Source organism: Rhodopseudomonas sp. P2A-2r (assembly GCF_026015985.1).
In the GTDB taxonomy this organism is placed as follows: Bacteria; Pseudomonadota; Alphaproteobacteria; order Rhizobiales; family Xanthobacteraceae; genus Tardiphaga.
In genome coordinates, this window is the sequence record NZ_CP110389.1 from 3,548,182 (window position 1) to 3,560,432 (window position 12,251).

General features: G+C 62.8%; 12 protein-coding genes and 1 tRNA gene. 5 read left to right on the plus strand and 8 right to left on the minus strand.

Annotated elements, in window-relative coordinates; translation table 11 throughout:
• Window positions 1-112: 112 nt before the first annotated feature.
• From epmA to ONR75_RS17090, 4 genes are read left to right on the plus strand one after another with little or no spacing between them, the layout of a single operon-like run.
• Window positions 113-1,165: an EF-P lysine aminoacylase EpmA gene (gene epmA / locus ONR75_RS17075; RefSeq protein ID WP_265078323.1), complete on the plus strand. Its 1,053-nt coding sequence runs from the start codon at window positions 113-115 to the stop codon at window positions 1,163-1,165.
• Window positions 1,162-2,253 (plus strand): lysine-2,3-aminomutase-like protein, encoded by a 1,092-nt coding sequence (locus ONR75_RS17080; RefSeq protein WP_265078324.1) that lies wholly within the window; start codon window positions 1,162-1,164, stop codon window positions 2,251-2,253. Before epmA ends, ONR75_RS17080 begins: the two co-directional genes overlap by 4 nt.
• Window positions 2,254-2,262: 9 nt before the next feature.
• Entirely contained in the window at window positions 2,263-2,466 is a 204-nt protein-coding gene (locus tag ONR75_RS17085; RefSeq protein WP_265078325.1) for a hypothetical protein, read from the plus strand.
• 28 nt (window positions 2,467-2,494) lie between these two features.
• Entirely contained in the window at window positions 2,495-2,767 is a 273-nt protein-coding gene (locus tag ONR75_RS17090) for a hypothetical protein (protein WP_265078326.1), read from the plus strand.
• Between the two features lie 138 nt (window positions 2,768-2,905).
• Here ONR75_RS17090 and ONR75_RS17095 read toward each other — a convergent pair whose 3' ends face one another.
• The 7 genes from ONR75_RS17095 to ONR75_RS17125 form a co-directional block, all read right to left on the minus strand.
• Window positions 2,906-3,481: an HdeD family acid-resistance protein gene (locus tag ONR75_RS17095; RefSeq protein WP_265078327.1), complete on the minus strand. Its 576-nt coding sequence runs from the start codon at window positions 3,479-3,481 to the stop codon at window positions 2,906-2,908.
• Window positions 3,482-3,565: 84 nt separating this feature from the next.
• On the minus strand, window positions 3,566-4,600 hold the full coding sequence (locus ONR75_RS17100; RefSeq protein WP_265078328.1) for a PrsW family intramembrane metalloprotease: 1,035 nt from the start codon (window positions 4,598-4,600) through the stop codon (window positions 3,566-3,568).
• Window positions 4,601-4,739: 139 nt separating this feature from the next.
• Window positions 4,740-5,129 (minus strand): hypothetical protein, encoded by a 390-nt coding sequence (locus ONR75_RS17105; protein WP_265078329.1) that lies wholly within the window; start codon window positions 5,127-5,129, stop codon window positions 4,740-4,742.
• A 362-nt stretch (window positions 5,130-5,491) separates the two neighbouring features.
• A complete protein-coding gene (locus ONR75_RS17110; protein ID WP_265078330.1) occupies window positions 5,492-5,815 on the minus strand; it encodes a DUF3240 family protein in 324 nt (107 codons plus the stop codon).
• Window positions 5,812-8,889 (minus strand): efflux RND transporter permease subunit, encoded by a 3,078-nt coding sequence (locus tag ONR75_RS17115; protein ID WP_265078331.1) that lies wholly within the window; start codon window positions 8,887-8,889, stop codon window positions 5,812-5,814. Before ONR75_RS17115 ends, ONR75_RS17110 begins: the two co-directional genes overlap by 4 nt.
• Entirely contained in the window at window positions 8,889-10,028 is a 1,140-nt protein-coding gene (locus tag ONR75_RS17120; protein WP_265078332.1) for an efflux RND transporter periplasmic adaptor subunit, read from the minus strand. Before ONR75_RS17120 ends, ONR75_RS17115 begins: the two co-directional genes overlap by 1 nt.
• A gap of 167 nt (window positions 10,029-10,195) precedes the next feature.
• Window positions 10,196-10,657, minus strand: coding sequence for a hypothetical protein (locus tag ONR75_RS17125; protein WP_265078333.1), 462 nt, complete (start codon window positions 10,655-10,657; stop codon window positions 10,196-10,198).
• A 362-nt stretch (window positions 10,658-11,019) separates the two neighbouring features.
• Here ONR75_RS17125 and ONR75_RS17130 point away from each other — a divergent pair, with 362 nt between their 5' ends.
• Complete coding sequence (locus ONR75_RS17130) at window positions 11,020-11,619, plus strand: tetratricopeptide repeat protein (protein WP_265078334.1); 600 nt, start codon at window positions 11,020-11,022, stop codon at window positions 11,617-11,619.
• A 430-nt stretch (window positions 11,620-12,049) separates the two neighbouring features.
• Here the strand turns inward: ONR75_RS17130 and ONR75_RS17135 are convergent.
• Window positions 12,050-12,124 (minus strand) — tRNA-Glu (locus tag ONR75_RS17135).
• Between the last annotated feature and the right edge of the window lie 127 nt (window positions 12,125-12,251).

The following is a 12,251-nucleotide window of genomic DNA, read 5'->3' on the forward strand; positions in this document are numbered from 1 at the left end:
CCCGGGACCGATCCGGACGATGTCCCGAGGCCAGCGAAGCGGTTTCGGGCTGCAACATACTGATTTCGCCTGATGATGCCAGCCTTTTGCAACTTATTCGGGCGGACCGGCGATGAGCGGGACGAAGCCGCCGTCGCCCTGGTGGGAACCGGGGCGGCACCAAGACCGCCGGCCGTTCCTGCAGGCCCGCGGCGCCATCACCCGGGCGACCCGGGGCTGGTTCGAGGAGCAGGGCTTTACCGAGGTGGAGACCGGCATCCTGCAGGTGTCGCCGGGCAACGAGACCCATCTGCACGCGCCGCGCACCGAACTGACCGACGCCGGCGGCGAACGGCTGCCGCGTTACCTGCGCACCTCGCCGGAATTTGCCTGCAAGAAGCTGCTGGCTGCCGGTGAGGAGAAGATCTTCGAATTCGCTCGCGTGTTTCGTGACCGCGAGCGCGGCGACCTGCATCTGCCCGAGTTCACCATGCTGGAATGGTACCGGGCGAATGCGAATTTTGAAGCCGTGATCGCCGACTGCATCGTGGTGATCGGCCATGCCGCACAGGCGACCGGAACGAGGCAGTTCGCCTTTCGCGGCAGGACCGCCGATCCGTTCGCCGAGCCGGAAATGCTGACGGTCGCCGCCGCCTTCGATAGATTTGTCGCCGTCGACCTGCTGGCGACCGTTGCCCACGGCGATGGCGACCGCGCAAAGCTAGCCGCCGCCGTTGCCGGCAGGGTGCGGATCGCTGACGACGACACCTGGTCCGATATCTTCAGCAAGGTTCTGGTCGAACACGTCGAGCCGCATCTCGGGCAGGGGCGGCTCACGGTGCTGTTCGATTATCCTGCGCCGGAGTCCGCGCTGGCGCGGACCCGGCAGCACGACCCGCGCGTGGCCGAACGCTTCGAAGTCTATGCCTGCGGCGTCGAACTGGCCAACGGCTTCGGCGAGCTGACCGACGCCAATGAGCAGCGCCGACGATTTGTCGGCTCGATGGATGAAAAGCAGCGCCGCTATGGCGAGCGCTACCCGCTCGACGAAGAATTCCTCGAGGCGGTCGCCAACATGCCCGATGCGTCCGGCATAGCGCTCGGCTTCGACCGGCTGGTGATGCTGGCCGCAGGCGCCACCCGGATCGACCAGGTGGTGTGGCAGCCGCCCGCGGGCGAGCGATGAGCAGTCCGATCCGCACGCTTGCCACCACGCTGCGCCAGCCCAGCGAACTGGTCGCCCATGGTCTGGCGCCGGCGGCCGTGCTGCCTGATCTGGAGAAGGTCGCGGCGCGCTATGCGGTGGCGGTGACGCCGGCCGTAGCCGCGCTGATCGATCCCAACGATCCCCACGATCCCATCGCACGGCAGTACATCCCAAGCATGGATGAATTGACCGTTCTGCCCGAGGAGAGTGCCGATCCGATCGGCGACCACGTCCATGCGCCGGTCGACGGCATCGTGCATCGCTACCCCGATCGCGTGCTGTTCAAGCTGGTGCATGTCTGCGCCGTGTATTGCCGGTTCTGCTTCCGTCGCGAGATGGTCGGGCCCGGCAAGGACAACGCGCTCTCCGGCGAGGCCTATGCTGCGGCGCTGGATTACATCCGGACACATCCGGAGATCTGGGAGGTGATCCTCACGGGCGGCGATCCGCTGATGCTGTCGCCGCGGCGGCTCGCCGAGATCACGGCCGACCTCGGGGCCATCGATCATGTCAGGATCATCCGGCTGCACACCCGCGTGCCCGTGGCAGACCCGGCGCGCGTCTCCGCCGAGATGGTGGCGGCCCTGAAGACGCCGGGCGCCACCACCTGGGTGGCACTGCATGCCAACCATCCGCGCGAGCTCACCGCGGCTGCACGCGCCGCGTGCGCGCTGATCGTCGACGCCGGGATTCCCATGGTCAGTCAGTCCGTGCTTTTGACCGGCGTCAATGACGATGCCGCGACGCTGGAGCAATTGATGCGAACGTTCGTCGAATGCCGCATCAAACCCTATTATCTTCACCATGGCGATCTGGCGCCGGGCACCGCGCATCTGCGCACCACCATCGCGCAGGGGCAGGCGCTGATGCGCACGCTGCGCGGCAACGTTTCGGGACTTTGCCAGCCGGATTACGTGCTGGATATTCCCGGCGGTTTCGGCAAGGTGCCGCTCGGTCCGGAATATTTGACGCGAAATCCTGCGGACGATCATGAAGCCGCGGCGGAATCGGGCTATCGTGTCGTTGACTACTGCGGCGATGTTCACGCCTATCCGCCGAAGCCATGACCGGTGCCCATGACCGAGGTAAAGCGTGAACCGCCGGACGATGAGGGCAATCGCGGATTCGAGAACGCGGTGATGCTGGGATTTTTCGTGGTGCTGGTGGCCGCCGGAATCTGGCTGCTCGGCACCATGGCCGACGTGCGAAAGGTGCAGGACTGCTCCGCGCAGGGACGGCGAAATTGTGCGACGATTGACGTTCCCGAGCGGACGCGATGAGATGCAATTGAGAAGTCGGAGAAGCAAAATGAAGAAATGGCTCGTGACAATCGCTTGTCTGACGACGCTGGGAAGTTCGATCGCGCTGGCGCAAGATTCGACGCGCAATGCGCCGCCGGCCGCGGTCAAGCGCGCGCAGCAGCCGCAGCAGCCGGCCGCGACGGCAGCAGCTCCGGTCGGCCATCGCCAGCCGCGCGCGGGCGACATTCCGTCCGAGACCGGCAGCAACGACCCCGGCAAGATCGACGCCCAGGATCGCGAGCTCGATCGAATGATCAAGGGTATCTGCAAGGGCTGCTGAGCGCTTGCGGTGGCATAACGTGATCGTTGCGCCCGTCCGCTGAGCGCGCGTCTTGTCCGCGACAGCGGCAATGCGCGTGCCGCATAAGCGGCCGACGTGCGCCGTCCCCACGCCGGCTCGCTGCCACTTAGAAATCGATCAGACCTTGTTGCGTGCCGCCAGCGCCATGCCGATCAGCGAGGCTCCGCCGAACACCAGGTTGATGCCGACCAGCAGGCCGATGGCCCAGAGCGCCGAGCCCGGCAGGCCGCTGATGATCAGGAATGCGATCAGGATGTCCATCAGGCCGGCAAACAGCATCCAGCTCCAGCGCTCCGACAGTTCCTTGCGGTGTTGCAGGGCGTACATGATCGAGGCAACGCCCTCCGCGAGGAAGTAGGCGCCGACAACCAGGGTCAGCGTCAGGGTGCTTTCGACCGGCTTGATCAGCAGGACGATGCCGGCGCCGATGGCCAGCACGGCCGAGATCAGCGACCACCAGAAGCCGGGCATGGCCCGTGCCCAGAAGGTCAGCGCCAGACCGGCGACGCCGGTGATCAGAAACATCCAGCCGAGAAAGATGGTCACGGCAATGCTCGCCAGCGGCGGCACGATCATGGCTGCAAGTCCCAGCACCACCAGCAGGATTCCTTCGAACAGGAATGCCTTCCAGTGAGCGCTGACCGTGGTGGTCATTTTGGCCTGCAGGGCGGCGATGTCATCGGGGAGTGTCATGGGGGAGATCCTGGTGCCGTTCCGGGAAGGTGCGGGTGGCATCAACATACCCCGGGACGGCGCGCCGCGGTAAAGATTGTACAGTCAGAAATCGCCGAACGCCGATGCCAGGGCAGGCGCATAACGCCGCAACCTGTTGCGGCCAAGGATATAGGCGGTGGTGGTCAGCAGCAGCAAGGCAAGGCCGATGGCGATCGAGACCAGTCCCAGAGGGATCAGCACGAGCGTCACGTTGCGATCCGGATTGACGAACCAGTGATGGATGGAAGACAGCACGAAGGCAGTACCGACGAAGCCCGCGCCGCCGCCGGCCACCAACAGCGCCCACATGCTGCGCAACTGGCGCAGCCGCTGCCGCGAGGCTTCGCTGCGCGGCGCGTGATGGGCACCGATGCGCCACACCAGACGTGCCGCAAGGAAGATGGTGCCGAACCCGACAAACAATCCGGTCGCTTCCAGCAGGCGGCGCGGTAGCCCCTGGATCTCGGGATATTGCTGCAGTGTCAGCAGCGGCAGGTCGAAGCAGCTGTGCAACGCGACCGGCGCCAGGACGATCAGCGCGGCGGTCTTGATGCCTGCATAGCTGTCGCGGCGATGCGCGCCGAGCGCGCCGCCGGAGCGCGCAAGGGCGATATAGGCGCCGGCGATGATGCCCACGGCACCGTGAAACGGCACGGTCAAGACGCTGCGCAACACGGCGAGCGATCGCCACATCTCCGGGAATTTCACGAGATAGACGAGGTTTTCATAGGCGGCAAAGCCGAGCCCAACCGCCGCGCCATACACCACGGTGTTCATCGGATCGTCGGAACGCGCCCGCTGCGTGGCGATCGCCAGGATCGCCAACACCTTGACGATTTCCTCGGGCGCGGCGATGCCGAAGATCGCATGCAGCAGCATGGCCAGCCACGGATTGCCGCTGAGGCCGGCCATGGAGGCGAAGGGGGCACGGGCGAGCCCGAGCAGCGAAATGCTGATGACTCCGAGCAGGAACGCGGCCCACACCAGCCCGGGCGGCCCCGGCCGCTCGTCGGCAGCGATCACCAGCCAGAGCACCAGCAGGGCTGGCGCAACGGCGGCGATGCCTATGACGGTCGGGAGCGATTCGAGCAGGTTCATCGGAAGAAAATACCGTGTCGCCGACGCGAAGTGTTGAAGGATTCGTGATCCTGACGATGAAATCTCCGCGACCGCGCTTCCCCGGCCACACGAAAAAGGGCGGCCATGGGCCGCCCTTCGTCTTACATCGCGTCGCCGCTTACTGGCAGAGATGCGGTCGGCCATCCTCGCCGCGGAACACGGTCCCGGGCTGGCAGACAAAACCGTTCTTTTGCGCATAGCTCTGGCTGTAGCGGTAATCGCCGTTGTAGCCGTTGAAGCCATCGTCATAGGCGTAGGCATCGGCGGCGCGGAAAGGCGCCGTCGCGATGGCACCGGCAGCGCCGACGGCACCGCCTACCACGCCGGCAGCAACGTCGGCCGGCCAAAATCCGCTGCTGTCGCGCTGATAGGCGTTGGCATCGTAGGCGCGCTGCGACATCGCATGCTTATGGTTCATGTGCCTGTGGTTCATGTCGCCCGCCAACACCGGGGAGGCGATCAGCGCGGACAGGACAGCGGCTGCGGCGAGAAATTTGATTTTCGTCATGGGCATCTCCTTCGCGGGAATGATGTTGAGCCAACACCCCATGGCGAGAGACGTTCCCATATCGGGAGGGGGCGACTTCAAACGAACGTGAAGTCTTGATCCATCTCAGGCGCAGCTTTCCGCGACGAGCACTGGTCTATTGGATGGATACCCAGGGTGAGGCGGCTGGGGTGCCGCCGACCTCGCTCAACCAGACGTGGCGATTGGCAGTAGCCGCTCCTCGACAAGTTCTGGAATATGCTATTGAAATTGCTGTATAATTTATATGGATCGCGTCCATTTGGAGCGCTGTCTCATCTGTAACGTCTCCCACTTCGACAGAATCGGCTGTGAATGCGCAACGAAGTGGGACTCCGGGCTACTTAAAGGCCAACCTCGTCGATTACGCCGAACTCTATGACGGGCATGATCCAGTAGACGAGTCTGGTTCCTGCGAATGCCGTCTTGAGCCGGGCGAGCAGTTGGGCAGCATCCGGCCTTTCAAGGATGATGCGCACCAGGACCTCGTCGGCATTGCCCTTGACCTGCTCGGCCGTCGAGTGCAGGCGAACCGTCGGGCCATAGCCGGCGCCGTCGGATGCCGTGAAACCAGATACCAGATCGCGCTGCTCGCTAAGATAATCGAACAACTCCTCACGGAGCCTGCGGGCAGCGATCAATGTCAGACAAACCGGTTCACTCCTCACGTAGCCTTCCTCCCAATGCTGCCGAACCGGCGATAGAGGATCGGCAGAAGGATCAGTGTCAAAAGCGTCGACGACAGCAGGCCGCCTATGACCACGATCGCCAGCGGCTTCTGAATTTCAGATCCGGGGCCGGTTGCGAATAGCAAAGGAACCAGTCCGAGCGCGGTAATGCTGGCGGTCATCAGTACCGGCCGAAGCCGGCGCTGTGCACCTTCCAGGACAATGCGATCCTCGGGAACGCCGCGTGCGCGGAGCTGATTGAAGTAGGAGACGAGTACGACTCCGTTCAGAACGGCAATGCCGAGCAGCGCGATAAATCCGACCGAAGCCGGCACCGACAGATACTCGCCGGTCAGGACCAGCGCAAAGACGCCGCCGATGAGAGCGAAGGGGATGTTGACCAGGACCATCAGCGCCTGCCGGATCGAACCGAACGTGGTGAACAGCAGGACGAAGATGAGCCCGATGGCAACCGGGACGACGACCGACAAGCGCGCGGCGGCGCGCTGCTGGTTTTCGAACTGCCCGCCCCAGGTGAGACGATAACCCTGGGGAAGCGTCAGCTCTGCCGCCACCTTCTGCTGGGCAGCCAGGACGAAGCCGACCATGTCGCGCCCCCGAACGTTGGTTCGAACCACGCTCATCCGTGTGCCATCTTCGCGGTCTATCTTGACGGGACCGTCAATCCGCTGAATGCGGGCAACCTGGGAAAGCGCCACGTGCTGCCCGGACGCGAGGGTCAGGGGCAGATTGGCCAGCATGGTCGGCGCCTCGCGGGTCTTCTCGCTGCCGCGCACCAGGATTGGCGTGCGGCGTCCCAATTCCAGCGCTGTGCCGATGGTCCGGCCTTCGATCTGGGTGCGCAGCGAGGCGGCAATCGCGTCCACCGCCAGACCGAGGCGGCCCGCCTCCAGCCGATTGACCACGACCGTGTAATACTGCGCACCTTCGTTCAGCGTCGTATAGACGTCCTCGGCGCCGTCGATCCCGGACAGCATTGCGGACAACCCACTTGCTATCTCATTGAGCTTTGCAATGTCAGGCCCGAATATCTTCACCGCGACGTCGCCACGCACGCCGCTGATCATCTCCTGGACACGCATGTCGATCGGTTGGGTGAAGCTGAGGGACAGCCCCGGAAAGTCGGCGAGGACCCGTCGAAGTTGCTGGAGGAGCACGGCCTTGTCGGTCGTCTTTCGCTCCTCCAAAGGCTTCAAGACCAGAAACGTGTCGGTCTGGTTGGGGCCCATTGGATCGAGGCCTAGCTCATCCGATCCGGTTCGCGCGATGACCCCCGCGATGTCAGGTACCCGCGCCAGAATGGCCGCCTGAAGCTTGCCATTGATAGCGACCGACTGATCGAGATTGATGGACGGAATGGCCTCGACGCTGATGATGATATCGCCTTCGTCCATGGTTGGCATGAATGTCTTGCCGAGCTGGGTGTACGCAAAACCAGCCGCAATGAGGGCCGCCACTGCCGCGACCATCACCTTGCGTTCATTGGCAAGCGCCCACACAAGCGCCGGCGCGTAGCCCCGTGACGCCTGACGGATCAGCCACGGTTCCCGGTGCGGGGCGGCCTTGAGAAGAAACGACGTCGCGACGGGAAGCACGGTAAGCGCCAGCAATAGCGAGGCAGCCAGCGCAAAGATGATCGCAAGCGCAACGGGGATGAACAGCTTACCCTCAAGGCCTTGCAGCGCAAGCAGCGGGACGAAAACGATGATGATGATCATCACGCCGGTGGCGACCGGCTCCAGTACCTCGCACACCGACCGGAACACGATATGGATCAGCGGCGTCGTCTTGCCTTCTTGATCCTTGCTGAGATTGCCCACGATATTCTCGACGACGACCACCAGAGCGTCGATCAGCATGCCGATTGCGATAGCGAGGCCGCCCAGGCTCATCAGGTTGGCTGACATGCCGACCAGGCGCATGACGATCAGCGCGATCATGATCGCGAGCGGCAGGCTGAAGGCGATGACCAGCGACGCGCGCCAGTTGCCGAGAAACAGCAGCAGCAGGACGATGACAAGGACCGTGGCCTCCCCGAGCGCCCGGACAACGGTTCCGACGGCACGGCCGACCAGCCGGCTTCGATCGTAGAACACGTTGATGGTCACGCTCTTCGGCAGCGACGGCTGCAGCTCCTGGAGGCGCTGACGGACGTCGCGGACAAGCTGGCCGGCATTGGCGCCGCGCAACCCTAGCACCAGTCCCTCGACTGTTTCGCCGCGACCGTCGATCGTGACCGCGCCATAGCGCGTCAGCGCGCCCACCTGAACGCGGGCGACATCGTTGACCCGGATCGGAATGCCGTCCCTTGTATCGACCACGATGGCTTTGATGTCCTCGATCGAGCGAATGCTGCCCTCGATGCGGACGAGGGCGCTGTCTTCGCCCTGGTTGACGCGCCCGGCGCCGTCGTTGCGGCTATTGGTCTCGATCGCCCGGCGGAAGACGTCCGACGAAATCCCGCGCGCCGCGAGGGCTTCGTTAAGCGGCACGATCTCGAACGCCCGGACATGACCGCCCAGCGAGTTGACGTCGGCGACCCCCGGAACAGTCCGCAGTGCCGGCCGGATCGTCCAGTCGAGCAGCGTCCGACGCTCGGCCAGCGAGAGTTCAGGACTGTCGATCGTGAACATGAACATTTCGCCGAGAGGGCTCGTGATCGGGGCAAGGCCGCCGGTCACGCCTTCCGGCAGATCGCGCGCAATGTTGGACAGGCGTTCGGAGACCTGGTTACGAGCCCAGTAGATGTCGGTGCCATCCTCAAAATCGACGGTGATGTCGGCAAGCGCATACTTTGTCGTCGTGCGAAGAATCTTCTTGTTGGGCAATCCGAGCAGCTCAAGCTCGATGGGAACTGTAATCCGCTGCTCAACCTCCTCCGGGGTAAGTCCGGGCGCTTTCATGATCACCTTCACCTGAACGGGCGAGACGTCCGGGAATGCGTCGATCGGCAGTGTGGGCAGAAGAACGAAGCCTGCGCCGACGAGCAGAAAGACGCTCAGTGCGACGAACATGCGCTGCGAGAGCGCGAAAGCAACCAGACGTTCGAGCATTACTCGCTGGCTCCGAGCCGCAACAGGATCCCGCGGAGAGCGGAGATGCCGCTGACCGCCACCTCATCCTTGTCCGTGATCAAGCCCGAGACCACGACGTGATCCTGGTCCTCGGCGACGAGCGTCACAGGCACCAGCCGAAACCCGCCGTCGATGGCGACAAAGACCGACGCCTTGTCGCCGCGCCGGACAAGCGCGCTGTACGGGACCTCCCAGGCACTTTCACCGGAGGAAAGAAACCCGATCCGTACCGCGGCGGTCTGCCCGGGTCGCAGTTCACCGGTGTTCGGTACTTCTGCGCGCACCAGAACGGTTTGCGTCGCAGCGTCGGTTGTTTCCGAAACCAAGATCACCTCTCCCGGCACCGCGTAGCCGTCGATTTCCACTCTCGCGCCCGGCCGGATGGCGCGAATACTGGATGCAGGAATCGCAATTTCCGCCCAAAGGACCGAGAGGCGCGCGAGCTTGACGAGCGGCGCCGCCTGCTCCACCCGCTGGCCCGGAGAAACCAGGATTTCGACCACGGTTGCCTGCTGGCGCGCTGCGACCGAAACCGTCGGCGTAATCGCCGTCTCGGTGGTCAAGCGCGAGAGTGCCGCGTCCGGGAGTCCGCTGAGCCGAAGCATTTGGCGTCGTTCCGCAACCGCGATGCTTGCCTGCCGGGCTTCAGCCTGGCTGGTTTCCAGGACGCGTTGCGGCACCGCCCTTCCTTCAAACAGATCGGTGTTTCGCTTGAGCTGCTGCGCCGCAAGAACGTCCTGCGCGAAAGCCTGCAGGTAGTCTCGTTGAAGCGACACGAAGCTCGGGCTCTCAAGGGTGACGAGCGGCTGGCCGGAGTCGACCCGGTCGCCTCGCGCAACCGACAGACTGGTGACCATGCCGGCCACAGGCGCGCTCACGACCCACAATTGGGGCGTGGGGATAACAATCTGGGCGGGATAGGGCAGGGTAAGGTCAGTCCGGCTCGGGATCGGATGAACCACGCGAACGCCCAAGGTCTGTGCCTGCGCGGGACTGACCTTCACCTCCTCCTCAGCGATCGACACGGATGGGAGGCCGATGAGCGCGACCACGAGCACGGCTCGACCAAAGCTGTGCCAGGTGCGCAGGTGCAGGTTCGCTTGACGGAGAGTCTTCATCAATGTCTCATATGCGTGCGATCCAGCGAAACTTGCTGTCGCTGAAATTGAACCGGTCTTGTCAGCTATCGAGCGGTCGATCGTGTCGAGCAAAGTGCATTCGTGCACGCGGTGCCCGGCACCCACGAGCCCGGTCAGGGCCCGCCCGGTGCCGTCCGAGCTTCCGGTCACTCGACAAATCGGCGGCCATTCCAGCGGAGCGCTCTTGTCTGGCCATTGACGCCGGATATCTCGACCAAGGCGGTATTCTTATCGCGAAGCAGTCGAATATCGCGCGCATGTACGGCAAGCACCCGACGGTATTGTCCTTTACTCGCGACATAGACTTCGTGGAGGCATCCTGTCGTGCTGCAGTGAACCGATTTGTTGCCACAACGAAAATCATCAAAATGAAGGGCCACGAGTTCAGCGCCGGGAACGTCGAGATAGAGCGCAAACTGCTGCGCGGCAGCAATCGATCCACCACAGACTGCTTCCCATTTCTGGACGACGGCGCGCAGTCCATGCGGCAGATTCTGGAGATGAGCAGGATTCCAGCGATCCTGGGCTATCCCGCCGTGCGAAAACGCCGGCCGGAGCATTCCCGACAAACAGAGAAACAGGACTGCAATCGTCGTAACGCGCTTCATTGCACTCGTTATGCCTCCAAGGATTGAGTTGATCATGTTTGAGTTTTGCATCCACGGCATGAAGGATGATTGATGCATATCAATAGTAGACCCCAATACATCATTCGCTAACGCGTCGCAATTGCGAGAGATCTTGTTGGACCAGAGGCAGACCATTTGCCGAGGCGAGTTGGCTACTGCCTAGAGCGACCGCGTTCTTGATCCATGTCAGCGATCCATCCGTTGGCGTTTGCCATTTAAGTGCTCTCTGGACGAACTATCCAAGCTTTTCACGACTTGCAGTCGTTGTGATCGGCTGTCCGGTGTCGATCTATCGAAGGGGATTGGACTTGTCGCGAATGGTTTGCAGCAACAGGCGGAGGATGTCGGCGTTCTCGTCGCAATCCGCTGCAACTGCCGCGCTTCTGGCCGTATTCTGGGCTACTCCGACGTCAGCAGTGACGGATGAGGACTGGACCTCCATCGCCCTTCCCATCCGCGGCTGCACGGCGGTGATCGAGGCGGGACAGCGAATGCTGGGCCAGCTCGTTGCTGCATACAATAATCGGGGCGTGGCTTTCAGATCGAACGGCGAAATCGATCGCGCCATTGAGGACTACGATCAAGCGATCCGGCTGCAGCCCGAATACTACGTTGCGGTCAATAATCGCGGGGTGGCCTTCATGAATAAGGGTGAACTGGACCGCGCCATCGCGGATTTTGACCGCACCATTCAATTGAAGCCGGATTATCTCGCTGCATTTCACAACAGAGCGGTAGCTCTCGGGCGCAAGGATCAGTTCGAGCGATCGATCGCGGACTACGATGTGCTTCTCAAAGACGACACCAAGAACGTCGCTCTGTTTCACGAGCGCGGTTCGATGAAGGCGAAGATGGGCGATCAAGCCGGCGCCGATGCTGATTTCAGGCGCGCCGCTTCGGCCGGTCCCGGAGCCCCGTGGGAGGCACGGCAGCCGAAATGAGTTTTTCTTGCGCACGACGCAGATGCCCGTCGAGCCGAAAAAGCCGTCGAACTCGACGGTCGGGTTGTGTCACTACAGCGAGAAGTTGTGGGCGCGGCCGATAAGTTGAAGCGGCTCTATCGGATGGTCGAGGAGGGCGTTGCCGAACGGGACGATATCGTGAGCGATCGAGATCGCGAGCCTGAAGCTTGATCGCATACAGGCTCAAGCCGCTCCTCCAGCAAAATTCATCTGGCAGCAATCGGGCAATTCGACCGAACCATGCGCGACAACATCGCCAACGGAGAGGTTCCGTTCCGCAAATCTTACCTTCGCGCGGTCATCGACCGTATCAAATGGACGACCACAGCATCGGATCGTCTGGGATAGCGCTACAGTAATTGCTGGAAAAAGCGTCCCTGCGGCTTCTGTTCGCAGTTTTGAACGCAAGTGGTGCTCCCTAGCGGAATCGAACCGCTCTCTCCACCGTGAAAGGGTGGCGTCCTAACCGATAGACGAAGGGAGCAAAAACGTTGGCTGTCGACCGGACCGGGGTCCGAACAGGCCGCTGTTTCGCTAGGCGTATCACGAATAAGACCGCGTAATCAATGGATTGACGTTGCGATCTGGTTCGTGGCTGCGCCCCGTCGGGA